Genomic DNA, 26,463 nt, shown 5'->3' with positions numbered 1-26,463 from the left:
GCGGGCCGGAGACAGGCCAGGTCGCGCTGTCCTGCGAGAAGGCGGGATGCAGTCCCACCTCAGACGCCGAAAGCGATACCGGTCTTGGTCTGCGTCTTCAGACCGCGCATGCAGGCTTCCGGCTCCACGCCGGTGCCGGCGCATTCGGTGGCGCTGTTGATCAGCACGCGGCTGAGTTTGGTGCAGTTGGTGCCGGCGAGGTCGAAGCGGGTCACCTTGGTCTTGCCGGCGGGCAGATCCTTGAAGTCGAGCACGCTCAGACGGTCGACGACGCCGGCCTCGTTGAACAGTGCGATCTCGAAGGCCGCCTTGGACAGATCGGCGCCGAGCGCATTGTTGACGACGAAAGTCAGGCGGCAACCCTTGTCGGAGGGCTGCGCGGCATTGAGTTCGAGGCTGAGTTGCGGCGCCGGTGCGGGCTGCGCCCACGCCGACGCCAAGCCAAGCGACATCGCCAGCATCGAGGTCAGGAGACGAAGCGATGTCGTCAAGCTTGTCATGGTGTCAGCCTCCAAAGCGCATGGTTGCGGCCAGCTTCAGCGTGATGCCGGGCTCGTAGATGACGGCGGTGGTGCCGCCGTTCAGCGGGTTGGTGTATTTGACATCGAACAAATTGTCGGCGCGGAAGTCGACCTTCAAATTGTCGGTTGCCTGGTAACTGGCGAAGGCGTTGACCAGCGTATAATCCTTGGCAACAGGATTGCCCTTCGGCTTGCCGTTGTACTGCACCTCGCCGCCGACTGTAAGCTTGTCCTCGAGGAAGCGGAAGCCGAGCTGCCCGGTGACCTGCGAGGACGGGATGGTGGCAAGGTCGGCCCGCTCACCTTCATAGGAGATGGTGTGGCCGTTGATGATAGAGGCCGAGAGCCCGGCATAGCCCCAGGCGGCATCGTAGACGCTTTCAAGTTCGAAGCCGTTGATCTTGGCCTGGGCGAAGTTCTGGTACTGGAAGCAGATCGGGATGCCGGGGCCGAACGGGCAGCCGCTGGTCGGGTCGAACGGCGACAGCGTGACGCCCTCGATGTAGTCGTCGACATCATTGTGGAAGTAGGCGGCCTTAAGCCGAAATGCGTCGCCGGCTTCGATGATATCGTTCAGCTTGTAGTTGACGCCGAATTCGGTGGTCTTGCCGGTTTCAGGCCGCAGGTTCGGGTTGGGCAGGAACGGGAAGGTGACGCCGGCCGGATGATTGCCGCTGATCAGCGTTTCCGTCAGCGACGGCGAGCGGTAGCCTTCGGCGTAGGTGCCATAGAACTGCAGGCCAGCCAGGCTGGCGCTTTCGAAGGGCGAGACGCCAACGGTGATGCGCGGCGACAGCCTGTCGCCTGAGGTTTCGTTGTCCGAATCCTTCAGGCTGTAATTATCGTAACGCAGGCCGGTGATGACCTCGAGCCAGTTCCAGCTCAGCTTTTCCTGGATGTAGGCGCCCGAGACATTGCGCTTGCCCGACGGCGTATAAAAACTGTCGCCGCCCGACGTGCCGCCGGTCTCGACATCGTCGCCGACCCAGTCGCCGCCATAAGTCAACTCATGCGCGATGCCGGCGGTCTCGAAGCGCGACGTGTTCCAGATGTCGATGCCGGTGGTGCCGACATCGAAGGTCGATGTCGAGCCTGCCGGCAGCACGACGGGGAGGCCGGTGACCGGATCGAACCGGTTTTGCGGCACAAGCGTGGTCAGGTCGAGATTGGTCTTGTTGTAGGAGGCGTTGATGTGGAGATCGAGCCAGCTCTTGGCGTCGTCGGTGACATTGTAGCGGGCGGTGAAGGTGTTCGACTTCAGGTCGACGTCGTTGGCCGGCACGCCGCCGCTGGTTTCCGTCCAGCCATCGTTCGAGCCGACCCAGCCGAGCTTCAATTCGCTGTTTTCACTCGGGCGGATGGTGGTCTTGAGCAGGCCGCTTAGCACGTCGAAGCCGGTGCCGGCGACGGTGTCGCCGCTGCCATTCTTGTAGTCGTCGTAGTCGCGGTAGACGATGTTGCCCAGGACGTCCCAGTTGTCGTTGAATTTGTAAGCGCCGCTGGCGCTGGTGGTCCTGCCGTTGCTTTCGTAGCGCCCGGTGACCGATGCGCCCCAGGTTTGGCCCGGCCTGAGGAAATCCTCGGCATCCTTGGTGTCGAAGAAGACGACGCCGCCAATGGCGCCGGAGCCATAGGTGTTGGCGACTGGTCCGCGGATTACATCGACGGATTTGATGAGTTCGGGATCGACATAGAAGGTCGACTGCGTGCCGTGGTCGGAGCGCTGGAAATTCTGCCTGGCGCCGTCGACGATGACCGCGACGCGGCCGAAATCCTGCAGGCCGCGGATGTTGATGCTGGAGCTGACGCGCCGTGCGTCGGCCTGCACGGTGACGCCCGGCACGCCGAGCAGCATTTCATTGGGAGTCGTCGCCATGCGGCGGTCCAGCTGTTCCTGGTCGGCATGGCTGGCCGAGGCCAGCGATTCGATTGCCGTTTCGCCGGTGCGGCTGATGACGAGGATCTTGTCGAGCAGTGTCACGCCGGTAGGCGCGGGCTTGGTGTCCTCGGTTTTCTTGGTCTGGTCGGCCTGTTGCTGGTCAGCGTCTGGGTGAGCGGTTTGTTGAGCGCCGGCTGGCGGCGTCAGCAGCGCGATCACTGCCACTCCCGCAAGCAGAACTGCCACTGTCTTTGCCATAGGCCGATGCGCCGGATCGGCGTTTGCCAGATCCAGTCGTCCACGATTTGCCAACCCCATTGCCCCAACTCCAGGTTCGATGCTGGCTGGCGGCGGCGCTCGCTGGCATTTTTCATTTCGTCCGGCGTCTTAAATCTTGACTAATTTAGTCCGGTAATGCACTGACTAGTAAACATGATTATTCGAGTCAAGAAATTAATCGGCATTTTGCAACGCCTAGCCAGACGCCCGGCACAGGAAAGGGATAGACAGAAATGAACACCCACAATCCCAATGACTTCCGTTACCGCGTCCGCCGTTCCGAGGAGGCGCCAGCCCGTTTCGATCGGGTGCCGCTGGCGGTGAGGACCTTGTCGTCCAACACGCTGTTCCAGGGCGAGCACGAGATCGGCATCGAGCACCATGGCGCGCTCTATCGGCTCAAGATCACCCGGCAGGGCAAGCTCATCCTCAACAAATAACGAACCAGACAGGGCAGACAGGTAAGCAGGACATGGACCAGCGCATAAAACCCGCCCCGCATGAAATCCGGCGGGCGCGGGCAGACAATCCGAAGGCGCGTGAGCGCGATCTTGCCGCCAAGCTTGGCATTTCGGAGGCCGAACTGGTCGCCGCCCATTGCGGCGACGGCGTCGTGCGCGTCGAGCCGCGCGTCAACGATCTGCTGACCGGCCTCGACGCCGTCGGCGAAGTGATGGCGCTGACCCGCAACGAAAGCGCGGTGCACGAGAAGATCGGCGTCTATGACAAGGTCGTGCCCGGCACGCACAATGCCATGGTGCTGGGCGAAAACATCGACCTGCGCATCTTTCCGAAAGTCTGGGCACATGGTTTTGCCGTGGAAAAGCGCGACGGCGGCGACATCCGCCGCAGCCTGCAATTCTTCGACGCGGCGGGCGATGCGGTGCACAAGGTGCATCTGCGGCCGGCGTCCAATCTCTACGCCTACCAGAAGCTGGTGGCTGGGCTCGAATCGTCGAACCAGGAGCCGACCGTTTCTGTCGCAGGCTTGGCCGAGGACGACGCTGAAACGCCAAGCGTCGCCGCCAACATCGACGATCTGCGCGACCGCTGGAGCCGGCTGACTGATGTGCACCAGTTCTTCGGCATGCTGAAGGCGCTGAAACTCAGCCGCCGCCAGGCCGTGCGCATGGTCGGCCAGGATTATGCCTGGCTGCTCGACAATGACGCCGTCAGCGCCATGTTCCATCATGCCGCCGCCGGCGGCATGCCGATCATGTGCTTCGTCGGCAACCGCGGCTGCATCCAGATCCATTCGGGCCCGGTCAAGTCGATCAAACCGATGGGGCCCTGGATCAACGTGCTGGACGAGACCTTCCACCTGCATTTGCGCACCGATCACATCCAGGAGGTCTGGGCCGTGCGCAAGCCGACCAAGGACGGTCATGTCACCTCGCTCGAAGCCTATGGCGCCGACGGCAAGATGATCATCCAGTTCTTCGGCAAGCGCCATGAAGGCGAGGGCGAGCGCGACGACTGGCGGTTCCTCGCCGAAAACCTGCCGCGCATTCCAAGCCCGACCGCAGCCTGAGGAACTACGACGATGATTTCACTGTTCAGGCGCCCGACGCTTGCCGCGGCCATGGGCCTGTCGCTGTTTCTTGCCGGCCCAGTGCCGGCCAGCGAAAACCTCGCCCTGTTTGCCGACACGTCGCGGATCGCGGCAATCGGCGGTTCGATCACCGAGATCGTCTACGCGCTTGGCGAAGAGGGCCATCTCGTCGCCCGCGATTCGACCAGCCTCTACCCCGCCGCCGCGATGGCGCTGCCCGACGTCGGCTACATGCGCCAGCTGTCGGCGGAAGGTGTTTTCTCGGTCAATCCGTCGGGCATCCTGGCGCTGCAGGGCAGCGGCCCCAAGGAAGCGGTCGATGTGCTGAAAAAGTCGAGCGTGCCGTTCATCGACGTGCCCGAGCACTACAGCCATGATGGCATCCTGGAAAAGATCCGCATCGTCGGCAAGGCGCTCGGCGTCGACGCCAAGGCCGAGAAGCTGGTGGCCGAGACCGATGCCAAGCTGAAGGCAGCCGAAAAACAGACGGCATCGATCAAGGAGCGCAAGCGCATCCTGTTCGTGCTGTCGATCCAGGGCGGCAAGATCCTCGTCGCCGGCAGCGACACTGCCGGCGACGGCATCATCAAGCTCGCCGGCGCGGTCAATGCGGTCGAAGGCTTTTCCGGTTACAAGGCGATGTCCGACGAGGCCATCGTCACCGCCAGGCCGGACGTGATCCTGGCGATGAAGAATGCCGGACCGCCGATTGCGGAGGCTGAGCTGTTCGCGATCCCGTCGATCACCTCGACCCCGGCGGGTGAAGGCCGCAAACTGATCCTGATGGACGGCAGCTATCTCCTCGGCTTCGGGCCGCGCACGGCCAACGCCATCCACGATTTGGCCGTCTCGCTCTATGGCAGTCAGGTCACGGACTGAGCCGATGGTGGATCAGTCGATCGCCGGCGCGGCGAGCAAGGTGGTGGCCGAAGGCGATCGTTCGGGGCGCGCGCGTCTGGTTATTTTGCTCCTGTGCCTGGTGCTTGCACTTTCCATGTTCCTGTCACTGACATCGGGCGCCTCCGATGCGTCGGCCGTCGGCGTCATTCGTGACTGGCTGATCGGCGCTGTCCCAGCCGATGCTGCACTCGCCGCTCGCGACCGGCTGATAGTCTACGACATCCGCATGCCGCGCGTGCTGCTCGGCGTGCTCATCGGGGCGGCACTGGCTGTGTCGGGCGCGGTGATGCAGGGCCTGTTTCGCAATCCGCTTGCCGATCCCGGCCTGATCGGCGTTTCCGCCGGATCGAGCCTGGGCGCCGTCGCCGTCATCGTGCTTGGGACGACCTGGCTGGCGCCGCTGACTTTGGCGCTGGGCAGCATGGCCTTGCCGCTCGCCGCCTTTTGCGGCGGCCTCGCGGTGACGCTGGTGCTCTACCGCGTCGCCACGCGGCAGGGGCGCACGTCGGTCGCCACCATGCTGCTTGCCGGCATTGCGCTCGCCGCCCTTGCCATGGCGCTGACCGGCATCCTCATCTTCATGGCCGACGACCGGCAACTGCGCGACCTGACCTTCTGGCAACTGGGTTCGCTTGGCGGCGCCACCTGGCCGAAGATCGCCTCCGTCGGCCCGATCATCGTTCTGGCGCTGGCGGCAATGCCGTTTTTGGCCCGCGGGCTCAATGCGCTGGCACTTGGCGAGGCGACCGCCGGCCATCTCGGCATCCCGGTGCAGCGACTGAAATACACCGCGATCGTCGGCGTCTCGGCGGCAGTCGGCGCTTCGGTCGCTGTCAGCGGCGGCATCGGTTTCGTCGGCATCGTCGTGCCGCATCTGCTGCGGCTGCTGATCGGTCCGGACAATCGCTATCTCTTGCCGGCCTCGGCGCTGCTCGGCGCCTCGATACTGCTTCTGGCCGATGCCGTCGCCCGCGTCATCGTGGCGCCGGCCGAATTGCCGATCGGCATCGTCACCGCGACCGCCGGCGCGCCGTTCTTCCTTTGGATCCTGCTGCGCAAGCGCGGCGTAATCGACTTGTGAGACTTGAAACCTGTGAGGCGGGCATGATCGAAGCACGCAATGTCTCGGTGGCGATCGGCGGCAAGCGCATTGTCACCGATGTCGATTTTGTCGCGCGGCCGGGTGAGATCGCGGCCATCGTCGGGCCCAACGGTTCGGGCAAGACCACCTTTCTGAAGGCCTTGTCGGGCGATCTGGCGTTTACCGGAATGGTTGCCGTCAACGGCCTCGACCTCGCCGCGATGAAGCCGGTGGAGGCCGCTATAGTGCGTGCCGTGCTGCCGCAGGCGACGACGCTGTCCTTTCCATTCACGGTGCGCGAAGTGGTCAGGCTCGGCCTTGTCGGCGGCCGCTCCGGCGTGCTGCCGGGCGAAAACGAACGACTGCCGGAGCGGGCGCTGGCTCGTGTGGATCTCGACGGCTTTGCCGGCCGGTTCTACCAGGAGCTTTCGGGCGGCGAGCAGCAGCGTGTGCAACTGGCACGCGTGCTGTGCCAGGTCTGGGCGCCGGTGCTCGACGGCAAGCCGCGTTATCTCTTCCTCGACGAGCCGGTTTCCAGCCTCGACATCAAGCACCAGCTGATCATCATGAACATTGCTCGCGATTTCGCCCGGCGCGGCGGCGGCGTGATCGCCATCCTGCACGACCTCAATCTGACGGCCATGTATGCGGACCGGGTTTTCGTCATGCATCGCGGCAGGCTCGCCGTTGACGGTTCGCCGCAAGAGGTGCTGAGCGACGACCTGATCGAGAAGGTTTTCGATTGCCGGCTACGTGTCGGCGTGTTGCCGGCCACCAATATGCCGTTTGTTTTGCCGCAGTCGGCTGCCTAGGAAGGTCAGGCGGCCGGAGCGCGCTGCACCAGCATGTCGATGCCGAGCAGATGGCGCACATTCGGCCGCGCTGCCACCATATCGGCGATCGTGTAGCGGGAGAGTACGGCAAAGAAGGCGTTGAGCGCTTCGCGCAACGCGGAGTTCAGCGCACAGCTGTCGACCAGCGGGCATTCGGCAGCATCGTTCTCGAAGCACTCGGCCATGGCGAAGCTCTCTTCGGTCACCCGCACGACGTCGAACAGGTTGATCTGCTCGGCGGGACGGCCGAGCCTGACGCCGCCATTGCGGCCGCGCACCGTCTCGACCAGACCATGCTCGACCAGCGGCTGTAGGATCTTGAACAGGAAAAGCTCCGACACAGAATAAGCGGCCGCGATCTCCGGAATGCGGCTCAGCCGTTCGGTGTTTGCCGCGCAATACATCAGGATGCGCATGGCGTAGTTGGTCTGGCGCGTTAACCGCATTTCATTCCTCACCCAAGTGCTGGCGCATTGGAACTGCGCCAGATTTTAGATTTGTGCTGGTGCGGCTTTCTCACCCGGAGTTTCGGATTCGCCCACACTGGCCTCTTGGGAATATGGCCTATACCTTGGAACAATTCCAGACTGGGATTGCGTGATAGATGAATATTCCTGTCAACTTTGTGTGCGCAATAGGCATGTCTTGAGGCGAAATCGGCCGTCCGGTCATGTCACGGGCCGAAACAGTCCCTAAATACCCCTGAGATCGACGAGGAGCGGCCCACAATGTCTCAATCGGCTCCGTCCCTGGCGTCCGGCGGTTTCGACACCGAGGCGGGCGCCAAGCTTTCCGCTCTGCGGTGGACAAAGTTCCTCGCCACGGCCGCGCTGGCGCTTTGCGTCGTTGTCTTTGCCGTGGCCAAGTCGTTCGAGCGCACGTATCCGTGGCTGGGCTTTGTCGCGGCCTTCGCGGAGGCGGCGACCATCGGCGGCCTGGCAGACTGGTATGCGGTGGTGGCGCTGTTCAAGCGGCCGCTCGGCCTGCCGATCCCGCACACCGCCATCATCCCGGCGAACCAGAACCGCATCGCCGACAATCTCGGCCGCTTTATCGAGGTCAATTTTCTGGCGCCCGAGCCGGTGCGCAAAAAACTCGCCGAGGTCGATTTTGCGGTGCTTGTCGCCGACTGGCTGACTGACGCCGAACGCTCTGCCGGCCTGTCGCGCTTTGTCGTGCGGCTGGTGCCGCAAACGCTTGCGGCAATCGAGCAATCCGGCCTGCGCGGCTTCGTCACCAGCCGCATGCTGGAGCAGATCGACAAGGTGCCGCTGGCGCCGCTGGCCGCCGAGCTGCTGTCGGCGCTGACCGACGATCGCCGCCACCAGAAACTGTTCGATGAGTTCACTCGTGTGATCGGCCGATTCCTGAACGACGAGGAAGCGCTGGCGACCATGCGCGAAAAAATCCGTGAGGAACTGCCATCGCTGTTCAACCTGTTCCGCGCCGACGCGTATCTGCTGAAGAAAATCGTAGCGTCCGCCGGTTCGCTGCTCGACGAGGTGCGAGCCGATCCCGATCACCCGATGCGCGCCGAATTCGACCGTTTCGCACATAGCTTCATCGAGCGGCTCAGGACCTCGAAGCAATACGCCAAGCGGGCCGAGAAACTGAAGCGCGATTTTCTGGCGCGGCCGGAGGTCAAGGCCCTGGCCGGCGACACGTGGGAGAGTCTGCGCCTGTTCATCGAACAGGACGCCAAGGCGGAGAATTCGATTGTCCGCGAGCATCTCGCCAACATGTTCGTCGAAGTCGGCCGCCATCTTGCCGGCGATCCGCAGATCAGGGCCGACATGAACCAGGGCTTTGTCGTGGCGCTGGCCTCGTTCGTGGAGAGCCAGAAAAGCGGCGTGTCGACATTCATCGCCGACCAGGTCAAGCGTTGGGACCTTGCCCAGCTGACCAGGCTGATCGAGATGAACATCGGCAGGGACCTGCAATATATCCGCTTCAACGGCATGATCATCGGCGGCCTTGCCGGCCTGGTGCTTTACACGGCGGAGCTGTTGTTCCTCGCCGGCTGAAGCGGGCGCTTCGCCTTTGCACCGCCAAATTGCGTTGCGCGGGCGAATGGACACGCGGCGCGCGAGTGCTATTGTCCACAACAGGGTTCAGCATTTGCGCAAACTGGGGAGCAAGCGACCAATGGCCAAACAACCCGAATCCGATTCTTTCCTGGACATGTTCAGCCGGTTCGGCCGCGACCTGAAGGTGCCGAATGTCGAGGCGATCCTCGCGCATCACCGCAAGAACCTCGAGGCGCTGGAGAAATCGGTGCGGGCGGGGGCTGCCGGCGCGACCTCGCTTCTGTCCCGGCAGCGCGAGATGCTGCAGGACACGCTGCGCGAAATCAGCGACATGGCGCAGAACTACAAGGCGCCGGGCAATCCGCAGGAGCTGATGACCAAACAGGCGGAGTTCGCCAAGAAATCCTTCGAAGCCGCCCTGAAAAATGCCAGCGACGTGGCCGAGCTGGTCAAGAGGTCCGGCACCGAATCCGTCGAAATCCTGCGCGAGCGCATCAAGGAAGCGATGGAGGAAATCCGCTCCGGCTACGAGAAGAAGAAGTGATCTTAGGCACGGCCTGACCCGGCGCCCGCCGCCTCTGCACAGACGGCCGTTTGCGGCGCATGGCCATGGATGAGGCGTGCCGTTCGGCGGAAAATGACGGAACGGAATCGCAACAGGCGAATTGACAGGGGCGGTCGGTTCGTGGTCCGAGGCATTTGGAGCCATCGGGAAAGCAGGAATGACGGAAATACGGCCGAAAACGCCGCCGACCTTTGAGCAGCTAAGGGCGATGGCCGGGCAGGAGCTCGGCGTGTCGGAATGGACGACGATCGACCAGAGCCGCATCAACCAGTTCGCCGAATGCACCGGCGACCATCAGTGGATTCACGTCGATCCGGAGCGGGCCAAGCGGCAAAGCCCGTTTCGCACAACGATCGCGCATGGCTATCTAACGCTGTCGATCATCGGCGCACTGGCGCTCGATCTGGGCGTCGTGCCCGAAAACACGCAAGCCGCCTTCAACTACGGCTTCGACAAGGTGCGATTCCTGGCGCCAGTCAGGGTCGGCGCACGAATCAGGCTGCGCTCGACGCTGTTGTCGGTGGAGGACAGGGGGCCGGGCCAGTATCTGATGAAGGCCGCCAACACCGTCGAGATCGAGGGCGAGCAGAGGCCGGCCCTGACTGCCGAAACGCTGGTCATGCTCTATGAGCGCCGCAAGCGGGCCGCAACTTAAGCACCCTACCTTCGATCACGATGGCTGTTGCCGCGACGATGACCTGCCGGCTGATCGGGCCGATAGCAGCGCCAGCAACAGTGCAGCCACTGCCATAGCCGTTGCTGCCTGAAAGGTGACGTGCATTCCGTGCGCGGCTGCCGCTGAGGCCGACACCTCCTGGCCTTGCCGCCCTCCCGTCGATGCGGCCGCAAAGATGGCGCCCATCAGCGATGCGCCGGTGATCAGGCCGAGATTGCGCGACAAATTGAGCAGGCCCGACACGACGCCGCGCTCACCGGCGGCGACACCGCTCATGACGGCCGCATTGTTGGATGTCTGGAACAGGGCGTAGCCGAAGCAGGTGACGGCGATCGGCATGACATAGCTGGCGACGCCGAGGTTTGTCATGGCGAGCGACAAAAGCGAGGTGCCGATGGCGAGGGCGAGCAGCCCGGCGATCATCATCCTGTTGGCACCGAAGCGATCGGTGAGGCGGCCGGCGATGAGCGCCGAGAGCGCCGAGACCAGCGGACCGGTCGACAGCACCACGCCGACCATCGCGGCGTTGAGCCCGAGCCCGCGCGACAAATAGAACGGCGCGACCACCAGGGTCGCCATCATCACGGTGGCGACGATGAGGTTCATGGCGAGGCTGGCACTGAGCCGGATGTCGTACAACCGGGCAAGCCGGATCAAGGGATTCTTCGCCCTCGTCTGCGTAACGCCGAACGGAAGGACGCCGATACCGGCCGCGACCAGCAGGCCGATGTTGAGGGTGCCGAAATTGCCGCGACCGAGCGTCATGGCCAGCGCGTAGGCGGCGAGCGTCAACGCGAGCAGGGCAGTGCCCACCGCATCGAAGCTGCCTCGATCGGCTTCGGCAGGCGTGCCGCGGGCAGCCAGGGCCAGCCAGGCGAGCGCGAAGGCCGCGACGCCGAGCGGGACATTGACGAGGAAGATCGCCCGCCAGCCGAAGCCGGCGATCAGCAAGCCGCCGAGCGAGGGGCCGAGCGTCGTGCCGATCGCCGACATGGCGCCGAGCAGACCCATGGCGCTGCCAGTTCGTTCCTTGGTTACGGTCTCCGCGACAAAGGCCAGCGTCAGCGCCATCATCAGCGCCGCGCCAAGCCCTTGCACGGCGCGCGCGGCGATCAGCAGCCACAGCGTCGGCGCCAGGCCGCAGAGCACCGAGGCCAAGGTGAACAGCGCGATGCCGCCGAGCAGCAACGGCCGGCGGCCGAACATGTCGGCCAGCCGTCCGGCGCTGACGATCAGGGCGGTGATGGCCACCAGATAGGCGAGTACCACCCATTGCACCGACTGGAACGACGCGCCGAAGGCCTGCATCAGCGACGGCAGCCCGACGCTGGCAATGCTGGTTCCGAGCGACGACAGCAGCGTGGCCAGCGACAGGCTGGCCAATGCCAAGAGAGGAGACTGGGCCAGGACAGCGGACTGCGTTTGTCGCGGCACCGATGCGCGCTTGTTCTGCTCAGCAATTGCCATGGCGATCTCCTTCTTTCCGGTCCGGGAAACGGACCTGTTGGAGATCTAATTTCTTCGGCAGCATGGCGAAAGGCGCAGCATTTGCATTTTATTCGTGCATCAAACGCCATGTCATGTGTTACAATCCGCTGATGACATCGCCCGATCTCAATCTGCTGTTCGCGCTCGACGTCCTTTTGGCCGAAGGCAGTGTGGCGCGCGCCGCGAGCCGGCTGCGGCTCAGCCCTTCGGCGATGAGCCGCACGCTGGCGCGGCTGCGCGAGGCGACCGGCGATCCGCTGCTGGTTCGGGCCGGCCGAGGCCTGGTTCCGACCCCACGGGCGGAGGAATTGCGCCAGCAGGCTGGCCGCGTCGTTGGGGATGCCGAGGCGTTGCTGCGCCCTGCCAGGCTGCTCGATCTCGCTGGCTTGGACCAGATCTTCACGCTGCGCACAAATGAAGGGTTCGTCGAGGAGTTTGGGCCGCGTCTTGTCGCCCGCATCCAGGCGGAGGCGCCCGGCGTGCGGCTGCGCTTTGCGCCCAAAGCCGACAAGGATGTTGCCTCTCTGCGCGACGCGGACATCGATCTGGAAATCGGCGTTGCAGGCGAGACGGGACCGGAGGTTCGCATCCAGGCGTTGTTCCGCGACCGCTTCGTCGGCGCCGTGCGAGCGGGCCATCCCTTGAGCGAAGGTGCGGTGACGCCCGAGCGTTACGCCGCCGGCCGCCACATCAGCGTTTCAAGGCGTGGCCGGGAGAGGGGACCGATCGATGAGGCGCTGGCGCTGCTTGGCCTGCAGCGGACTGTCGTGTGTATGGTCTCCGGCTTCTCGGCAGCACTCGCCATGGCGCGCGCTTCCGATCTGATCGCCAGCATCCCCGAACGGCATACGCAAGGCGCACGCGCCGGCATGGTCAGCTTTCCGCTACCGGTCGCCACGGTCGAGGTGACCATCTCGATGCTGTGGCATCCGCGGCTCGATGCCGATCCGGCACAACGCTGGCTGCGTGAGTGCGTACGGGAGGTCTGCGCGGCCTCTCGGTGAGCGATCAGCGCGCCATGGCCGTCTCGAGCACCCGGAAAATCCGTTCGTCTCCGCACTGGGCAACGTTGAAGCGCAGGAAGCGGCTGGCGGTTCCCGACAGGCTGAATGCGTTGCCGGGCGCCAGCACGATGTTGTCGGCCAAAGCACGGCGGGCGATGTCGGCGGCATCCACGCCATCGGGCAGGCTACACCACAAAAACAAGCCGGCGGGTTGGTCGATCCATGGCGTGATGCCGATCGCCTTCAGGCGCGCGCCCGTCTCGCCCATGGCGCGGGAAAGGCGCGCCCGCAGCAGATCCATGTGCTTGCGATAGCTGCCGTCCTTCAACAGCGTCAGCACAAGCTCGGCCGCCAGCCGGCCGCCGCCGAAAGTGGTGGCGATCTTGAGATCGGTAAGCTGCTCGATCCAGTCGCGCGGTGCGGCGATGAAGCCGCAGCGCACAGAAGCCGACAGCGTCTTGGAAAAACTGCCGATATGGACGACGCGGTTGAGGCCATCGAACGCCGCCAGCCGGGGCGCGGGGCTGTGCTCGAAATCGGCGAAAATATCGTCCTCGACGATGGTCAGGTCCGACTGGTCGGCGAGTTTCAGCAACCGATGCGCCGTGACCGGCGACAGGATCGCGCCGGTCGGGTTGTGGATGGCGGAGTTGGTGATGTAGAGGCGCGGCCGGTGCTCGGCGAGCGCCTGCGCGAACAGCTCGATATCAGGCCCCGTTTGCGTGTAGGGGACGCTGACGACCTTGGCGCGGTGGGCGCGCAGCAGCGCGTGAAAATTGAAATAGCAGGGGTCGTCGACCAGCACGGTATCGCCGGGCTCGATCAGGAACCGGCAGAGGAGATCGATGGCCTGCGTGCCCGACTCCGTCAGCATGATCTGTTCGGGGGAAACGTCGATGCCGTGCCCTTCCATGCGCCGCGCCAGCAATTGCCTGAGCGGCGGCAGGCCGAGCGGCGTGCCGTAATCGGCAAGCGCGACGTCGTCGGCTCGCGCCACAGTGCGCAACGCCCGGCGCAAGGCCGACTGCGGCATCCACGAAGCGGGCATCCAGCCGCAGCCGGGTTTCAGCATCTCGCTGCCGGCGTCCAGCGACTGGCGCGAGACCCACAGCGGATCGATGGCGCGGTCGAGCCGCGGACCGATCTCGGCCAGCGACAGCGGCGCCAGCGATCCGGCGGCATAGAAGCCTGAGCCCGGCCGCGACCGGATCGCGCCTTCGGCGGCAAGCCGCTCATAGGCCTCGACCACGGTCGACTTGGACACCTGCATGGCTTTGGCGAAGGCGCGGATCGAGGGCAGCCGCGCGCCCGGCGTCAGGCTGCGCGCGGCAATCCGCTGACGAATGGTCGCCATGACAGTTTCGACCAGCGTGTGGGAGATGGGCGTGGTCGCGGCAAGGGCGTCTGCAGGGTTGGTTTTGAGAGCGAGTTCGGTCATCTGTATTGCTCAATCGACCATTACAGTTTTGCGAAATTGTACCGCATTGTCTCTGGCAGTTCCATACCCTCCGGTCCGATAGAGGGTGAAAGTAATGGAGCCTGGAATGGACAAGAGCGCGAGCGGCTGGGTGAACGGATTCGTGGGCGCGCTGATCTTTAGCGGCTCGCTGCCAGCGACGCGTGTGGCAGTGGCGGATTTCGATCCGACCTTCCTGACTTCGGCGCGCGCGGCGATTGCCGGACTACTCGGGCTGGCAATGCTGCTTCTGTTTCGGCAGAAGCGCCCGGAGCGTAGCGATTTTCTGTCGCTGGTGGTCGTGGCCCTTGGCGTGGTTGTCGGCTTTCCCTTGCTCACCGCGCTGGCGCTCAAGCACGTTACCTCTGCCCATTCCATCATCTTCGTCGGTCTGCTGCCGCTGGCCACCGCGATCTTCGGCGTGCTGCGCGGTGGTGAGCGTCCTCGGCCTGCCTTCTGGCTGTTCTCGTGCATCGGCAGCGCGCTGGTTGCGGGCTTTGCCCTGATGCAAGGCGTGACGGCGTCACCGGTCGGTGATGGCCTGATGCTGGCCGCCATCATCGTCTGCGGACTGGGCTACGCGGAAGGAGCCGCGCTGTCGCGCCGGCTCGGCGGCTGGCAGGTCATTTGCTGGGCGTTGGCGATCTCGCTGCCGATCATGCTGGTGCTGACGTTCGCGACGCTGCCGCAATCCTTTGCCGCCGTCGGCCCCGGCGCCTGGGCAGGTCTCGCCTATGTCTCGCTGTTCAGCATGCTGATCGGCTTCGTGTTCTGGTACCGCGGGCTGGCGCAAGGCGGCATCGCCGCCGTCGGGCAGTTGCAGTTGCTGCAACCCTTTTTCGGCCTGGCGCTGGCAGCGACACTGCTGCACGAGCAGGTCAGCCCGCTGATGGTCGTGGTTACACTTGGCGTGGTCGCCTGTGTGTTCGGGGCGAAGAAATTCGCGCGGTAGTTTGGGTGCGGAGGGCGGCTCCGCCCCTAAAACTTCGTCACAACCCCGATGCCGATGCCCTCAAACCCGCCCATCGCCATCAAGGCTGCAGGCGCTTCCTCAAGACTGATCTTCTTGCCGACCAGCAGTTCCGGCTTGAGCTTGCCGGTGCGGATCATCTCCATCATCGCGGGGTAGCGGTAGGCCTGCATGCCGTGGCTGCCGAGGATTTCGAGCTCGAAGGCGATCACCTTGTCCATCGGCACTTGCGGGCGGGCGTGTTCGCCCAGCATCAGGCCGACCTGCACGTGGCGGCCGCGCCGGCGCAGATTGGAAATCGAGTTGAACGATGTCGTGGGGTGGCCGAGCGCGTCCATCGACATATGCACGCCGCCATTGGTGATCTGCTTGACCGCCTTGACCACGTTCGGCGTCGTCGAGGCGTTGATGGTTGCGACCGCGCCGATCTTTTTGGCGAAGTCCAGTTTCTCGTCGGTGAGGTCGATGGCAATGACATTGGCGCCCATGGAACTGGCGATCATGATCGCCGACAGGCCGACGCCGCCGCAGCCATGCACCGCCACCCATTCGCCCGGCGTCACCCGGCCCTGGTCGACAATGGCGCGAAATGAGGTGACGAAGCGGCAGCCGAGGCTGGCGGCGGTGGCAAATTCCATCTCCTCGGGCAGGCGCACGAGATTGGTGTCGGCATGGTCGATGGCGACATATTCGGCAAACGAGCCCCAGGCGGTGAAACCGGGCTGGGATTGATGTTCGCAGACCTGATGATTGCCTGAGGTGCATTCGAAGCAGCGGCCGCAGCCGACGCAGAACGGCACGGTGACGCGCTCACCGGCCTTCCAGCGGGTCACCCGCTTGCCGGCGGCGACGACGATGCCGGCCAGTTCATGGCCGGGGACATGCGGCAAGGTAATGCCGTCATCATGACCCATCCAGCCATGCCAGTCGCTGCGGCAGAGCCCCGTCGCCTCGACCTTGATGACGACGCCATCGGCGGCCGGTTTGGGATCCGGCACGGTCTGAATTCTCGGCGCCTCGCCGAATTTTTCGAAGACGACGGCTTTCATCGGGTGGTCCTCATGCTGTGCGCCAGCAACATTGCGCTTCTATTCCGCATCTATCTGATTCTCCGGCGCCGCCTTCTGAAAGGCCGGCAGCGCCATGCAGGCGGCGTGGATGCGCGAGATCGTCGGGTAGGGCGTCAGGTCGACGCCGAAGCGGGCATTGCTGGCGATCTGGGCAACCAGGCAGATGTCGGCCAGGCCGGGCGCGTCACCGTGGCAGAAGGTGCCGGTCTCTGGCGACGAAGCCAGAATCTTTTCAAGCGGCTGAAAACCTTCGTTCACCCAGTGGCGGAACCAGTTGACGACATCCTGGTCGCCGGCGCCGAACAAAGTGCGCAGCGAGGTCAGCACGCGCAGATTGTTCACCGGGTGGATGTCGCAAGCGATCATCTGCGCCAGCATTCGCACACGCGCCCGGCCGAGCGCGTCCTTGGGCAGCAGCGGCGGTTCGGGATTGGTCTCGTCGAGATATTCGATGATTGCCAGCGACTGCGTCAAAAGCGTGCCGTCGCCCAGGATCAGCGCCGGCACCAGCCCCTGCGGATTGACCGCTAGGTAAGCCGGCTCCAGATGGTCGCCATGGCGCAGATGATGCGGCACGTATTCGTAGGTCAGCCCCTTCATCTCCAGCGCGATGCGCGCGCGGTAGGAGGTGGAGGAGCGGTAATAGTTGTGGAGGACGAGGTCGCTCATCGGATCACGGCTGGCTAATGGGATCTTGGCCGATGGTGATCTCGATCGTGCCGATGCCGTCGACGCCGCCGGTCATCGTCTGGCCCGGCGCCACCACGCCGACGCCGGCCGGCGTGCCGGTGAAGATCAGGTCGCCCGGTTGTAGGGCAACCGACTCACTGCAGATCGAAACGATGTCTGATATCGGCCAGATCAGTTCGGCGAGATCGCCATCCTGTTTCACCGCGCCATCGACGGCGAGCCAGATGCGGCCCTTTTGCGGGTGGCCGGATTTCTGCGCCGGCACCAGCGAGCCGCAGGGCGCCGAGCGGTCGAAGGCCTTCGACCAGTCCCAGGGACGCGCCGCTTTCTTGGCCTCGTCCTGCAGGTCGCGGCGGGTGAGGTCGATGCCGACGCCATAACCCCAGACATGGTCGAGCGCTTGCGCGCGCGGAATGCGAAAGCCGGCCTTGCCGATCGCCGCGACCAGCTCAATCTCGTGGTGGAGGTTCTTGGTCAGCGGGGGGTAGGGGATCGTCGTTCCCGAATCGACCACTGCATCGGCCGGCTTGGTGAAGAAGAAGGGCGGGTCGCGCTCGTCATTGCCGAGTTCGCGGGCGTGCGCGGCGTAGTTGCGGCCAACGCAGAAGATGCGGCGCACCGCAAAACGTTCGGCCGAGCCGGCGATGGCGACCGATGGGATTGCGGGCAAGGGGAGGACGAAGTCTGTCATGCCAGGTCTTTCTGCTTCAGCTGCCGGCACATTTGACCGATTTGGACGGCCGGGCAAGGCATCAGCGTCCGCAAAAGCGTCGGCTCCGCCTTGATTGTTGGAAGAAGTCGGCTTCGCCTCCGGGTTAAGATGGCGATAGACTATTTGCCAATAAGCTGGCCATGGTCACCGGAGTATCCTGTCCAGGAAGGACTGAAACGAACCCCATGACCGCAATCAACGATCGCGCCCGCTTCCTGATCATCGACGACCATCCGCTGTTTCGCGAGGCGTTGCACAGCGCCGTGCAGATGGCCTACCCGGAAGTCGACACGGTGGAGGCGCGCTCGATCGCCGAAGCACTCGATCTCTTGGGTGGGATAAAACCGTTCGATCTGGCGCTGCTCGATCTCAACATGCCCGATGTGCATGGCTTCGACGGGCTGCTGCAGCTCAGAACCCGCCATCCGCGGCTGCCGGTGGTCGTCGTGTCGGGCTATGAGGAGCCGAAGATCATTTCCGAGGCGCTGTCCTACGGTGCGGCCGGCTTCATCCCGAAATCGGCGCGCAAAAGCGATCTCGCCGCCGCCATCCGCTCGGTGATGGAGGGCGCGATCTATGTGCCGGAAAACTATGAGGGACAGCCGCCGGACGCCGACAGTACCGACCGCGCCGACATGGTGCAGCGGCTGGCCAAGCTGACGCCGCAGCAGCTGCGCGTGCTGCAGATGCTGCGCCAGGGCCTGCTCAACAAACAGATCGCCTACGAGCTGCAGGTCGGCGAGACCACGGTGAAGGCGCATGTCTCGGAAATCCTACGCAAGCTCAACGTCTACAGCCGCACCCAAGCGGTGATCGAGGTGTCGAAGCTCGACAATGCGGAGCTGTTCAGGGATCAGGCGGGGTTTTGAGATCGATTATTTGCGAAAATCCAAGCGTCCCGCCGGCCAGCGCCCGTCGATCCTCTCTGCGTTCACAATCAAACCGATCCAGGGCCGCGTGACTGAGGGATCGCTCAGGTTGATGTATTTTCCGACCATCCTGCTGCCCTCGCGCCGCGCCTCGATGAGGCCGTGGCGGGCTGCGTGGTCCCAAGTGAAATGCAGATAGACCTGCTCTCCCACTGATTTCACTTCGGCTTGTCCCTGTTTCCATTTGTCCTTCGCATCGCCGGTGATCGTGGGGTCGGCACCGCCATTCCAGCGGCTGGACCAGTTGCCTTCAATTGTATCGTTCTGACCACCGTTTTCGCTCCAGACCTCGGCATTCTCGTCATCCGCGGATCCGGAGAGTGTTGCGCCGGAGGCAAAGTCCATCACCTCCTGATCTCCAGGGTTTGGAACGTCCATGACGTCAAACGGATTGCGTACGGCGCTATCTGGCTGGGCTGCTTTGCTTTTCTGATGTTCCGGCCTCATGGCGAAATCCTTCCTGCCTGCGATACACAGGCCAAGTGTCGAGGTTCGCAGATCGGGTCGAGCGTCGCCACCCGTTTCCGGCGTTGCACTATCAAGCCAGCAGATGCGCCAGCAGCGCCCTTAATTGCGCCGGTTTCAGCGGCTTGCGCATCAGTTCGATGCCGGCGGCGCGGGCGGCTTTGGCGACGGCTTCGGAGGCGTCGGCGGTGACGATCAGCGCCGGCACGGCGCGGCCGAGATAGTCGCGCACTTCTGCTATTGTGGCGGTGCCGAGGTCACCGTCGTCGAGATGCTGGTCGGCAATGACGATGTCGGGCACCCAGTCGGTGTCGCCGAGCAGGCTGAGTGCATCCTCGGTCGAGGTCGCGGCGCGCACCAGGCATTGCCAGCGCTCGAGCAGGGATGTCATCGCCTGCAGCACGTCGGCGTCGTTCTCGATCAAAAGCACCTTGGTGCCGAACAGGCCGTAGCCGCGCGGCCGCTCCATCTCGGCAAGGCTGGCGATGGCATCGGCGCTGGCGCCGAGGCCGACCGGCACGTCGATGTGGAAGATCGTGCCGCGTCCGACCTTCGAGGAGAACGTCACGGGATGGCCGAGCGCGGCCGCCATGCGCCGCACGATGGCAAGCCCCAGCCCCAGCCCGCCGCCGGAGATCCCGGCATCGGCCGGAATGGCGGAGCCGCGATGGAATTCCTCGAACACCGCCTCGCGCTGGTCGTCGGGAATGCCGCAGCCGGTGTCGGCGACATCGATGCGGATGGTGTCGCCGCGATGCCTGGTGCCGACCAGCACGCCGCCCGAACGGGTATAGCGCAATGCATTGGACAGGATGTTCTGCAGGATGCGGCGCAACAGGGTGCGGTCCGACCGCACCACCGCGCTGACCGGGCGGAACTTCAGCGCCAGGCCTTTCATCTCGGCCACCGGCAGGAAATCCGAGCGCAGCGAGGAAAACAGCGTCTCCAGATTGACGTCGCCAATGTCGGGCTGGACCACGCCGGCATCGAGCTTGGAAATGTCGAGCAGCGTGCGCAACAGGTCTTCCATCGTCTCCAGCGAGCGCTCGACCTGGCGGACGAGTTTCTTGCCCTCGTCACTGGTCTGCACTTCGGCCAGTGCCGAGACGGAGAGGTGGGCGGCGTTCAGCGGCTGCAGCACGTCATGGCTGGCGGCAGCCAGGAACCTGGTCTTCGACAGGTTCGCCAGTTCGGCGTTTTCCTTGGCGGCGCTGAGATCGATGTTCGATTGCTCCAGCCGGCGCAGCGTCGAATGCAGTTCCTCGGTGCGGATGCGCACCCGGTTTTCCAGCGAAATCGCGGTCTGGAACAGCGAGAAGGCATTGCCCTGCTGGTCCATCGAGCGCTCGACGCGGCTGACCAGGGCGGCGTTGATCTTTTTCAGCCTGTCGACGTCGTCGATGTCCCTGAGCGGCATAGGCCTATTCCGCCGCCTGGCGCTCGCCGAAAGCGATGCCGGTGAACGTCTGGTTGAGGTGCATCGAGCGGTACTGTTCGCCATAGGTGCCGAAGCCGATGACGTTGTTGACCCGGTAAAGCTCCGAAATGTCGCGGAAAACCTGGCGGTTGCGCGCATCGAGCCGGCGCAGCACGCAATCGAAACCGAGGATCATGTCGATGCCACCCAGCCGCTCCTCGACGTCGCGCAGTGCGGCGCGCGTCGATTCCACCATATCCTTGGGTTGGGCGATGGACAGCACGACGCCGTCGTCGATGGCGCAAAAGAATGACAACGAGCCGTCGGGATGCATCTTCTGAATCGAGCGGCAGTAATACTCGCCACCCACCTTTACCACCACCGGATGCGAGGCGAAGCTCATCGGCGTCAGGGTCTGCGCGACGATGCCGACCGAAGCGGCATATTCCTCGGCCGCATTGGTGGCGTTGAACTCGCGCACGGTGCGGTGGTCGGGATCGGATGCCGTCACCACCAGCTTCTCGTCGGTGGGAACGAAATTGTCGGTCTTGAAGACATGGAAAGGAATTTCGGTTGATATCAGCACGATGATGGCGCTGTCGGAGGCCACCTTGCCGTTCGAGATCAGCCTGGTGGTTTCGAATTTCAAATCGTCGCCCGCCGAACCGCCGATCAGCGGGATGTCGTCCAGCCCCCAATGGATGGCCGAGGTCACCGCTTCCTCGGCAAAGGACAGGCCGTCGATGAAGCAGAGCGCAAAGGTGCTGTTGGAATGGCAACTGCCGATGCGCCCGCGCAGCAGGCGCCGCAAGGCCTCGACTTCGCCGGTGATCCTGTCCATGCCCGACGAGGAGAGATTGTCGACCATGGCGCTGACCGCGCAGAATGAGGCCGAAGGAAGCAGAAGAGCCAGCACATGGCCTTCCTCCAGCCCCTGCGGGGTGATCTCGCCGGCAGTCGAACAGGCGGCATAGGCCAGCGTCGGCGCATGGATCTTCAGCGCTTGCGACAGGGCGGTGGCGTCGACCAGGCTCTGCGAGAAGAACAGCAGCGCAAAGCCTGCGTTGATGGCCGCGGCCTCGGTGGCGACCGCCCGGGCGAATGCATCCATGTCAGGCTCGTCTGTGGTGAGCGCCGACAGACCGGATGCATAGCTCGTCCGTGAACTGGCCAGCAGCTTTCTCCGCATTCCTCCGACGCATTTTTGTGTGCGCCTGTTTTTATGTCTTTTGGCGCCAGCGTCGATGACATTGTTGCCTTCAATCCGCACTTTGGCAATGGGGCGGACGAGCCCATGATTTTCGGTTCTCCATGACCGAAAGTACAATGAGCACCGTGTGTTTTTTGCGCGTTGTGCGGTGTACGAATAGCGCCTGGCCGAGCGCCAAAGCCGCATCGGCAGCATGATTACCGAGGTTATACCCAGGGAGGATGCATGTCGGACGTTTCGTTTGTCGTGAACGGAAAACGGGTCAGCGGCGCAGCCGAGGACCGAACGCTTCTGGTTCATTTCCTGCGCGAAAATCTTGGTCTCACCGGAACGCATGTCGGCTGCGACACCTCGCAATGCGGCGCCTGCGTCGTCCATGTCGACGGCAAAACGGTGAAGTCCTGTTCGATCCTGGCCGTGCAGGCCTCCGGGTCGACCGTGGTGACGATCGAAGGGCTGGCCAACGGCGCCGATCTGCATCCGGTGCAGGCCGCCTTCAAGGAACATCACGGTCTGCAATGCGGCTTCTGCACGCCGGGCATGATCATGACGGCGACCGACATGATCGCGCGCCATCCCGAAGGCCTCGACGAGGCGACGGTTCGCACCGAGCTCGAAGGCAACATCTGCCGCTGCACCGGCTACCACAACATCGTCAAGGCGATCCTCGCCGCATCGAAGACGATGGCGAAGGCGTCGAAGGGCAGGGCGAAACAGGCGGCATGAGCAAGGCAATAGGGCAATAAGACGGTAGGGGGACACGAGCTAATTTCCTACTGCCGTACTGCCCTACTCACCTACTCCCCTAAATTCCGGAGGAATTCCTATGGGCATTGAAGGTATTGGCGCTCGGGTCGCGCGCAAGGAAGACAAAAGGTTCATCACCGGCGCCGGCCGCTATGTCGACGACATGGTGGTGCCCGGCATGAAGCATGCCGCTTTCGTGCGCAGCCCGCACGCGCACGCGCAGATCAAGAAGATCGACGTCAAAAAGGCGCAGGCCATGCCCGGCGTCATCGGCGTCTTGACCGGCAAGGAGCTCAAGGCCGACGGCATCGGCAACCTCATCTGCGGCTGGATGATCCATTCCAAGGATGGTTCGCCAATGAAGATGGGAGCCTGGTCGCCGCTCGCCGTCGACAAGGTGCGCTATGTCGGCGACGCCATCGTCATCGTCGTGGCGGAAACCAAGGGCCAGGCGCGCGACGCGGCCGAGGCTGTCGAGATCACCTACAAGGAATTGAAGGCGGTGATCGATGCGACCAAGGCGCTCGAAAAAGGGGCACCGCAGGTCCATGCCGAGGCCGAGGACAATCTTATCTTCGACTGGGAGATCGGCGACGCCAAGGCGACCGACGCGGCGATCAAGGCAGCCGCCCATGTCACCCGCATGAAGATCGTCAACAACCGGCTGGTGCCCAACGCCATGGAGCCGCGTGCGGCGCTCGGCCATTACGATAAGGCCGAGGACCACTACACCTGCTGGACGACCTCGCAGAACCCGCATGTGGCGCGGCTGGTGATGAGCGCCTTCTACAATGTCGCGCCGGAGAACAAACTGCGCGTCATTGCGCCCGATGTCGGCGGCGGCTTCGGCTCGAAGATATACATCTACCCCGAAGAAATCGTCTGCCTGTGGGCGTCGAAGAAAACCGGCGTGCCGGTCAAATGGGTCGCCGACCGCACCGAAAGCTTCCTCACCGACGCGCATGGCCGCGACCATGTCTCGACCGTGGAAATGGCATTCGACAAGAACAACAAAATCACCGGTCTGAGGGTCGACACCATCGCCAATCTCGGCGCCTACATGTCGCTGTTCTCGTCCTGCGTGCCGACCTATCTCTACGCGACGCTGCTGTCGGGCCAGTACAACATCCCGGCGATCCACGCCAATGTGCGCACCGTCTACACCAACACCGCACCCGTCGATGCCTATCGTGGGGCAGGGCGGCCGGAGGCGACCTATCTGCTGGAACGCACCATGGAGACGGCGGCGCGCGAACTAGGCGTGTCGCCGGCCGAACTTCGGCGCACCAACTTCATCACCACCTTCCCGCATCAGACGCCGGTGATCATGAACTATGACGCCGGCGACTATGGCGCTTCGCTCGATGCGGCGACAAAGGCGTCCGACTATGCCGGCTTTGCCAAACGCAAGGCGGCTGCCGCCAAGCAAGGCAAGCTGCGCGGCATCGGCATGAGCTGCTACATCGAGGCCTGCGGCATCGCGCCGTCGGCGGCGGTCGGCTCGCTCGGCGCCGGCGTCGGTCTGTGGGAATCGGCCGAAGTGCGGGTCAATGCCGTCGGCACGATCGAAGTGCTGACCGGCTCGCACAGTCATGGCCAGGGCCATGAGACGACCTTTGCGCAACTGGTCAACCAGCGTTTTGGCGTGCCGATCGACTCGGTCTCGATCGTCCATGGCGACACCGACAAGGTGCAGATGGGCATGGGCACCTACGGCTCGCGCTCGGGCGCTGTCGGCATGTCGGCCATATCAAAGGCGCTCGACAAGGTCGAAGCCAAGGCCAAGAAGATCGCCGCCCACCTGCTCGAGGCCGACGAGGGCGACATTGTCATCGAGAATGGCGAGGTCAAGGTTGCCGGCACCGACAAGAGCCTGCCCTGGTTCCAGGTGGCGCTCGCCGCCTACACCGCCCACAATCTGCCGGCAGGCATGGAGCCCGGCTTGAAGGAGACAGCCTTCTACGATCCGGCGAACTTCACTTTCCCGGCCGGCTGCTACATCTGCGAGGTCGAGATCGATCCGGAAACCGGCACGACCGAGATCGTCCAGTTCGTCGCGGCGGACGATTTCGGCAACATCATCAACCCGATGATCGTCGAGGGCCAGGTGCATGGCGGTATCGCCCAGGGCATCGGCCAGGCGCTGCTGGAAGGCGCCCACTATGACGCCAGCGGGCAACTGCTGACGGCGAGCTACATGGATTATACGATGCCGCGCGCCGACGACCTGCCGTCGTTCAAGGTTTCGACCTCCAACACGCCGTGCCCGAGCAATCCGCTCGGCATCAAGGGCTGTGGCGAGGCCGGCGCCATCGGCTCGCCGCCGGCGGTCATCAACGCCATCACCGACGCCATCGGGATTGTCGACATTGCCATGCCGGCCTCGCCGTCGACGGTGTGGGCGGCGATTAGGGCGGCAAAACATTGATCAGCGAATAGCGAATAGGGAGTAGCGAATAGGGAAAAAGGCGCAGTGCGAAGGGACAGTCCCTACTCGCTATTCGCTAATCTCTACTCGCTCTTTCCCCGAAGGGAGAAAGCCATGTACGCAGTCAATTACCACCGCGCCGCCTCGGTCGCCGACGCCGCCAAGCTGATGAAAAGCGGCGACGCCAAGCTTTTGTCGGGCGGCATGACGCTGATACCGGCGATGAAGACGCGGCTTGCCGCCCCTTCCGACCTGGTCGACCTGTCGCGGATCAAGGAGCTGCAGGGCGTCAAGGTGTCGGGCAAGACGGTCACCATCGGTGCCGCCACCACACATTACGACGTCGCCAATGACGAGAAGCTGCGAAAGGCCTGCCCGGCGCTTGCGCATCTGGCGTCGCTGATCGGCGACCCGGCGGTGCGCCACAAGGGCACGATCGGCGGTTCGGTCGCCAACAACGACCCGGCCGCCGACTATCCGGCGGCGCTGCTGGCGCTGGGCGCCACCATCGTCACCAACAAGCGCGAGATTGCGGCCGCCAAATTCTTCACCGGTCTGTTCGAGACGGCGCTGAAGGACGGCGAGATCATCACCGCGGTAAGCTTCACCGCGCCGGCCAAGGCGGCTTACGAAAAATTCCGCAATCCGGCATCGCGCTATGCGATCGTCGGCGTGTTCGTGGCCAAGGGCAAGGATGGGGTCAGCGTTGCCGTCACCGGCGCCGGCGACGACGGCGTGTTCCGCTCGAAGGAGATCGAAGCCGCGCTAGCGAAGAACTTTGCCGCATCGGCTCTCGACGGCGTGAAAGTGTCGGCGAAGAATTTGATGACCGACCTCCACGCTTCGGCCGAATACCGCGCCAGCCTGATCGCAGTGATGGCAAAACGCGCGGTGGCGGCCGCCAACGCCTGAGTTTTTCTGACATAAGTGACTGGAAAGGGGCCTTCGTGGCCCCTTTTTTACGCCCAAGCTTACGCTTGCCTGGCTCCTGGTCGGCTTTCCGCTGCTGTGGGGGTTCTGGACGACCGTTAACAGCGCCACGGCGCTGTTCCAGTAGCGCTCAGCGAGGCGGCATCAGGCCGCTTCGCCCTTCTTCTGCGCCACGAGATAGCGGCGCAGGCCGGCTTCGCCGCGTGGCGTCGTCCAGCGATGGTTCCAGGCAAAGGCCGGCCTGAGCAACGGCGCCAGGAATTTGAGGATCGGCCTCTCGACCGTCACCTGCCAGACGAGATCGACGTGGGTGCCGGTTCCCGAAGGCGACAGTTCCGCCCGCCACAGGCCATCGAAATCGCCGAATGTCTTGACCACCACCAGCCGGCCGGGCTCGAGCTCGGCCGCCTCGACGATGAAGTTCAATTCATAGGGCAGGGCGCCGCGCGCCCGGGCCTTGGCGCGCGAGCCGACGACGCCCTTGCCCTTGCGGTCGAGCGGCACGACGTCCTTGTAGACGTCGCCCCACCACAGCGGCAGCAATTCGGCGTCCGAAAGCACGTCCCAGACCTGTTGCGGCGTTGCTTCAGGAATGTCCCAGCTCTCATCGAAACGGAAGACGTTGCTCGGCATG

The 26,463-nt window shown here is 63.9% G+C and carries 27 protein-coding genes; 15 read left to right on the top strand and 12 right to left on the bottom strand.

Annotated elements, in window-relative coordinates:
* Nucleotides 1–59: 59 nt before the first annotated feature.
* Nucleotides 60–500 carry a hypothetical protein gene (locus AC1DXM_RS00615; RefSeq protein WP_477231296.1) on the bottom strand — a complete coding sequence of 147 codons (441 nt, stop codon included), beginning with the start codon at nucleotides 498–500 and terminating at the stop codon, nucleotides 60–62.
* Nucleotides 501–504: 4 nt separating this feature from the next.
* Nucleotides 505–2,658: a TonB-dependent hemoglobin/transferrin/lactoferrin family receptor gene (locus tag AC1DXM_RS00610; RefSeq protein WP_477231295.1), complete on the bottom strand. Its 2,154-nt coding sequence runs from the start codon at nucleotides 2,656–2,658 to the stop codon at nucleotides 505–507.
* A gap of 254 nt (nucleotides 2,659–2,912) precedes the next feature.
* Between AC1DXM_RS00610 and hemP the strand changes: the two genes are divergently transcribed.
* From hemP to AC1DXM_RS00585, 5 genes are read left to right on the top strand one after another with little or no spacing between them, the layout of a single operon-like run.
* Complete coding sequence (gene hemP / locus AC1DXM_RS00605) at nucleotides 2,913–3,119, top strand: hemin uptake protein HemP (RefSeq protein ID WP_477231294.1); 207 nt, start codon at nucleotides 2,913–2,915, stop codon at nucleotides 3,117–3,119.
* Between the two features lie 32 nt (nucleotides 3,120–3,151).
* The gene (locus AC1DXM_RS00600) at nucleotides 3,152–4,210 is read left to right on the top strand and encodes a hemin-degrading factor (RefSeq protein ID WP_477231293.1); all 1,059 of its coding nucleotides are present in this window, start codon (nucleotides 3,152–3,154) and stop codon (nucleotides 4,208–4,210) included.
* 12 nt (nucleotides 4,211–4,222) lie between these two features.
* The gene (locus AC1DXM_RS00595) at nucleotides 4,223–5,110 is read left to right on the top strand and encodes a heme/hemin ABC transporter substrate-binding protein (protein ID WP_477231292.1); all 888 of its coding nucleotides are present in this window, start codon (nucleotides 4,223–4,225) and stop codon (nucleotides 5,108–5,110) included.
* A gap of 4 nt (nucleotides 5,111–5,114) precedes the next feature.
* Entirely contained in the window at nucleotides 5,115–6,212 is a 1,098-nt protein-coding gene (locus AC1DXM_RS00590) for a FecCD family ABC transporter permease (RefSeq protein WP_477231291.1), read from the top strand.
* A 23-nt stretch (nucleotides 6,213–6,235) separates the two neighbouring features.
* Nucleotides 6,236–7,024, top strand: a complete 789-nt coding sequence (locus AC1DXM_RS00585; protein ID WP_477231290.1) for a heme ABC transporter ATP-binding protein — start codon at nucleotides 6,236–6,238, stop codon at nucleotides 7,022–7,024.
* A 5-nt stretch (nucleotides 7,025–7,029) separates the two neighbouring features.
* On the opposite strand, the gene rirA is transcribed toward AC1DXM_RS00585, so the two are convergent.
* Nucleotides 7,030–7,491, bottom strand: a complete 462-nt coding sequence (gene rirA / locus AC1DXM_RS00580; protein WP_112565484.1) for an iron-responsive transcriptional regulator RirA — start codon at nucleotides 7,489–7,491, stop codon at nucleotides 7,030–7,032.
* A 282-nt stretch (nucleotides 7,492–7,773) separates the two neighbouring features.
* On the opposite strand from rirA, the gene AC1DXM_RS00575 reads away from it, so the two are divergent.
* The 3 genes from AC1DXM_RS00575 (at nucleotide 7,774) to AC1DXM_RS00565 (ending at nucleotide 10,292) form a co-directional block, all read left to right on the top strand.
* Complete coding sequence (locus AC1DXM_RS00575; protein ID WP_477231289.1) at nucleotides 7,774–9,069, top strand: DUF445 domain-containing protein; 1,296 nt, start codon at nucleotides 7,774–7,776, stop codon at nucleotides 9,067–9,069.
* A 121-nt stretch (nucleotides 9,070–9,190) separates the two neighbouring features.
* The gene (locus AC1DXM_RS00570; protein ID WP_477231288.1) at nucleotides 9,191–9,616 is read left to right on the top strand and encodes a phasin family protein; all 426 of its coding nucleotides are present in this window, start codon (nucleotides 9,191–9,193) and stop codon (nucleotides 9,614–9,616) included.
* Between the two features lie 178 nt (nucleotides 9,617–9,794).
* Nucleotides 9,795–10,292, top strand: a complete 498-nt coding sequence (locus AC1DXM_RS00565; RefSeq protein WP_112565372.1) for a MaoC family dehydratase — start codon at nucleotides 9,795–9,797, stop codon at nucleotides 10,290–10,292.
* Between the two features lie 15 nt (nucleotides 10,293–10,307).
* Here the strand turns inward: AC1DXM_RS00565 and AC1DXM_RS00560 are convergent, their stop codons facing one another.
* On the bottom strand, nucleotides 10,308–11,780 hold the full coding sequence (locus AC1DXM_RS00560; protein WP_477231287.1) for an MFS transporter: 1,473 nt from the start codon (nucleotides 11,778–11,780) through the stop codon (nucleotides 10,308–10,310).
* Nucleotides 11,781–11,911: 131 nt separating this feature from the next.
* Between AC1DXM_RS00560 and AC1DXM_RS00555 the strand changes: the two genes are divergently transcribed.
* A complete protein-coding gene (locus tag AC1DXM_RS00555; protein WP_477231286.1) occupies nucleotides 11,912–12,805 on the top strand; it encodes a LysR family transcriptional regulator in 894 nt (297 codons plus the stop codon).
* A 4-nt stretch (nucleotides 12,806–12,809) separates the two neighbouring features.
* On the opposite strand, the gene AC1DXM_RS00550 is transcribed toward AC1DXM_RS00555, so the two are convergent.
* Nucleotides 12,810–14,243, bottom strand: a complete 1,434-nt coding sequence (locus AC1DXM_RS00550) for an aminotransferase-like domain-containing protein (RefSeq protein ID WP_477231285.1) — start codon at nucleotides 14,241–14,243, stop codon at nucleotides 12,810–12,812.
* Between the two features lie 106 nt (nucleotides 14,244–14,349).
* Here AC1DXM_RS00550 and AC1DXM_RS00545 point away from each other — a divergent pair, with 106 nt between their 5' ends.
* Nucleotides 14,350–15,213: a DMT family transporter gene (locus AC1DXM_RS00545; RefSeq protein ID WP_477231284.1), complete on the top strand. Its 864-nt coding sequence runs from the start codon at nucleotides 14,350–14,352 to the stop codon at nucleotides 15,211–15,213.
* Nucleotides 15,214–15,239: 26 nt separating this feature from the next.
* Here the strand turns inward: AC1DXM_RS00545 and AC1DXM_RS00540 are convergent, their stop codons facing one another.
* Genes AC1DXM_RS00540 through AC1DXM_RS00530 form a run of 3 tightly spaced genes read right to left on the bottom strand, consistent with a single transcriptional unit; the run spans nucleotide 15,240 to nucleotide 17,682 of the window.
* Entirely contained in the window at nucleotides 15,240–16,280 is a 1,041-nt protein-coding gene (locus AC1DXM_RS00540) for a zinc-dependent alcohol dehydrogenase family protein (RefSeq protein ID WP_477231283.1), read from the bottom strand.
* 39 nt (nucleotides 16,281–16,319) lie between these two features.
* The gene (maiA, locus tag AC1DXM_RS00535; protein ID WP_352588140.1) at nucleotides 16,320–16,970 is read right to left on the bottom strand and encodes a maleylacetoacetate isomerase; all 651 of its coding nucleotides are present in this window, start codon (nucleotides 16,968–16,970) and stop codon (nucleotides 16,320–16,322) included.
* Nucleotides 16,971–16,974: 4 nt separating this feature from the next.
* Nucleotides 16,975–17,682, bottom strand: coding sequence for a fumarylacetoacetate hydrolase family protein (locus AC1DXM_RS00530; RefSeq protein WP_477231282.1), 708 nt, complete (start codon nucleotides 17,680–17,682; stop codon nucleotides 16,975–16,977).
* A gap of 206 nt (nucleotides 17,683–17,888) precedes the next feature.
* On the opposite strand from AC1DXM_RS00530, the gene AC1DXM_RS00525 reads away from it, so the two are divergent.
* Nucleotides 17,889–18,572: a response regulator gene (locus AC1DXM_RS00525; protein ID WP_023681717.1), complete on the top strand. Its 684-nt coding sequence runs from the start codon at nucleotides 17,889–17,891 to the stop codon at nucleotides 18,570–18,572.
* Nucleotides 18,573–18,578: 6 nt separating this feature from the next.
* Here AC1DXM_RS00525 and AC1DXM_RS00520 read toward each other — a convergent pair whose 3' ends face one another.
* The 3 genes from AC1DXM_RS00520 to AC1DXM_RS00510 all read right to left on the bottom strand — a co-directional run bounded on the left by AC1DXM_RS00520 (nucleotide 18,579) and on the right by AC1DXM_RS00510 (nucleotide 21,625).
* Entirely contained in the window at nucleotides 18,579–19,079 is a 501-nt protein-coding gene (locus AC1DXM_RS00520; RefSeq protein WP_477231281.1) for a hypothetical protein, read from the bottom strand.
* A 91-nt stretch (nucleotides 19,080–19,170) separates the two neighbouring features.
* A complete protein-coding gene (locus AC1DXM_RS00515) occupies nucleotides 19,171–20,514 on the bottom strand; it encodes a hybrid sensor histidine kinase/response regulator (protein WP_477231280.1) in 1,344 nt (447 codons plus the stop codon).
* 4 nt (nucleotides 20,515–20,518) lie between these two features.
* A complete protein-coding gene (locus AC1DXM_RS00510) occupies nucleotides 20,519–21,625 on the bottom strand; it encodes an FIST N-terminal domain-containing protein (RefSeq protein WP_477231279.1) in 1,107 nt (368 codons plus the stop codon).
* 324 nt (nucleotides 21,626–21,949) lie between these two features.
* Between AC1DXM_RS00510 and AC1DXM_RS00505 the strand changes: the two genes are divergently transcribed.
* The 4 genes from AC1DXM_RS00505 to AC1DXM_RS00490 all read left to right on the top strand — a co-directional run bounded on the left by AC1DXM_RS00505 (nucleotide 21,950) and on the right by AC1DXM_RS00490 (nucleotide 25,956).
* Nucleotides 21,950–22,450: a (2Fe-2S)-binding protein gene (locus AC1DXM_RS00505; protein ID WP_477231278.1), complete on the top strand. Its 501-nt coding sequence runs from the start codon at nucleotides 21,950–21,952 to the stop codon at nucleotides 22,448–22,450.
* A 100-nt stretch (nucleotides 22,451–22,550) separates the two neighbouring features.
* On the top strand, nucleotides 22,551–24,899 hold the full coding sequence (locus AC1DXM_RS00500; RefSeq protein WP_477231277.1) for a xanthine dehydrogenase family protein molybdopterin-binding subunit: 2,349 nt from the start codon (nucleotides 22,551–22,553) through the stop codon (nucleotides 24,897–24,899).
* 114 nt (nucleotides 24,900–25,013) lie between these two features.
* Entirely contained in the window at nucleotides 25,014–25,811 is a 798-nt protein-coding gene (locus AC1DXM_RS00495) for an FAD binding domain-containing protein (RefSeq protein WP_477231276.1), read from the top strand.
* A 19-nt stretch (nucleotides 25,812–25,830) separates the two neighbouring features.
* On the top strand, nucleotides 25,831–25,956 hold the full coding sequence (locus AC1DXM_RS00490; RefSeq protein ID WP_477231937.1) for an MFS transporter small subunit: 126 nt from the start codon (nucleotides 25,831–25,833) through the stop codon (nucleotides 25,954–25,956).
* 17 nt (nucleotides 25,957–25,973) lie between these two features.
* Here the strand turns inward: AC1DXM_RS00490 and AC1DXM_RS00485 are convergent, their stop codons facing one another.
* Nucleotides 25,974–26,462 (bottom strand): SRPBCC family protein, encoded by a 489-nt coding sequence (locus AC1DXM_RS00485; RefSeq protein ID WP_477231275.1) that lies wholly within the window; start codon nucleotides 26,460–26,462, stop codon nucleotides 25,974–25,976.
* Nucleotide 26,463 lies beyond the last annotated feature (1 nt).

The sequence above is a fragment of the Mesorhizobium sp. P3_A2 genome (assembly GCF_056403115.1).
The sequence above is the reverse complement of the archived record's forward strand: the minus strand, read 5'-3'. Positions and strand labels throughout refer to the sequence as shown.

Bases quoted from the DNA above. Each gene is read 5' to 3' on its own strand.
- AC1DXM_RS00615 (WP_477231296.1), bottom strand. From the start codon at position 500: ATGACAAGCTTGACGACATCGCTTCGTCTCCTGACCTCGATGCTGGCG.
- AC1DXM_RS00610 (WP_477231295.1), bottom strand. From the start codon at position 2,658: ATGGCAAAGACAGTGGCAGTTCTGCTTGCGGGAGTGGCAGTGATCGCG.
- hemP (WP_477231294.1), top strand. From the start codon at position 2,913: ATGAACACCCACAATCCCAATGACTTCCGTTACCGCGTCCGCCGTTCC.
- AC1DXM_RS00600 (WP_477231293.1), top strand. From the start codon at position 3,152: ATGGACCAGCGCATAAAACCCGCCCCGCATGAAATCCGGCGGGCGCGG.
- AC1DXM_RS00595 (WP_477231292.1), top strand. From the start codon at position 4,223: ATGATTTCACTGTTCAGGCGCCCGACGCTTGCCGCGGCCATGGGCCTG.
- AC1DXM_RS00590 (WP_477231291.1), top strand. From the start codon at position 5,115: ATGGTGGATCAGTCGATCGCCGGCGCGGCGAGCAAGGTGGTGGCCGAA.
- AC1DXM_RS00585 (WP_477231290.1), top strand. From the start codon at position 6,236: ATGATCGAAGCACGCAATGTCTCGGTGGCGATCGGCGGCAAGCGCATT.
- rirA (WP_112565484.1), bottom strand. From the start codon at position 7,491: ATGCGGTTAACGCGCCAGACCAACTACGCCATGCGCATCCTGATGTAT.
- AC1DXM_RS00575 (WP_477231289.1), top strand. From the start codon at position 7,774: ATGTCTCAATCGGCTCCGTCCCTGGCGTCCGGCGGTTTCGACACCGAG.
- AC1DXM_RS00570 (WP_477231288.1), top strand. From the start codon at position 9,191: ATGGCCAAACAACCCGAATCCGATTCTTTCCTGGACATGTTCAGCCGG.
- AC1DXM_RS00565 (WP_112565372.1), top strand. From the start codon at position 9,795: ATGACGGAAATACGGCCGAAAACGCCGCCGACCTTTGAGCAGCTAAGG.
- AC1DXM_RS00560 (WP_477231287.1), bottom strand. From the start codon at position 11,780: ATGGCAATTGCTGAGCAGAACAAGCGCGCATCGGTGCCGCGACAAACG.
- AC1DXM_RS00555 (WP_477231286.1), top strand. From the start codon at position 11,912: ATGACATCGCCCGATCTCAATCTGCTGTTCGCGCTCGACGTCCTTTTG.
- AC1DXM_RS00550 (WP_477231285.1), bottom strand. From the start codon at position 14,243: ATGACCGAACTCGCTCTCAAAACCAACCCTGCAGACGCCCTTGCCGCG.
- AC1DXM_RS00545 (WP_477231284.1), top strand. From the start codon at position 14,350: ATGGACAAGAGCGCGAGCGGCTGGGTGAACGGATTCGTGGGCGCGCTG.
- AC1DXM_RS00540 (WP_477231283.1), bottom strand. From the start codon at position 16,280: ATGAAAGCCGTCGTCTTCGAAAAATTCGGCGAGGCGCCGAGAATTCAG.
- maiA (WP_352588140.1), bottom strand. From the start codon at position 16,970: ATGAGCGACCTCGTCCTCCACAACTATTACCGCTCCTCCACCTCCTAC.
- AC1DXM_RS00530 (WP_477231282.1), bottom strand. From the start codon at position 17,682: ATGACAGACTTCGTCCTCCCCTTGCCCGCAATCCCATCGGTCGCCATC.
- AC1DXM_RS00525 (WP_023681717.1), top strand. From the start codon at position 17,889: ATGACCGCAATCAACGATCGCGCCCGCTTCCTGATCATCGACGACCAT.
- AC1DXM_RS00520 (WP_477231281.1), bottom strand. From the start codon at position 19,079: ATGAGGCCGGAACATCAGAAAAGCAAAGCAGCCCAGCCAGATAGCGCC.
- AC1DXM_RS00515 (WP_477231280.1), bottom strand. From the start codon at position 20,514: ATGCCGCTCAGGGACATCGACGACGTCGACAGGCTGAAAAAGATCAAC.
- AC1DXM_RS00510 (WP_477231279.1), bottom strand. From the start codon at position 21,625: ATGGATGCATTCGCCCGGGCGGTCGCCACCGAGGCCGCGGCCATCAAC.
- AC1DXM_RS00505 (WP_477231278.1), top strand. From the start codon at position 21,950: ATGTCGGACGTTTCGTTTGTCGTGAACGGAAAACGGGTCAGCGGCGCA.
- AC1DXM_RS00500 (WP_477231277.1), top strand. From the start codon at position 22,551: ATGGGCATTGAAGGTATTGGCGCTCGGGTCGCGCGCAAGGAAGACAAA.
- AC1DXM_RS00495 (WP_477231276.1), top strand. From the start codon at position 25,014: ATGTACGCAGTCAATTACCACCGCGCCGCCTCGGTCGCCGACGCCGCC.
- AC1DXM_RS00485 (WP_477231275.1), bottom strand. From the start codon at position 26,462: ATGCCGAGCAACGTCTTCCGTTTCGATGAGAGCTGGGACATTCCTGAA.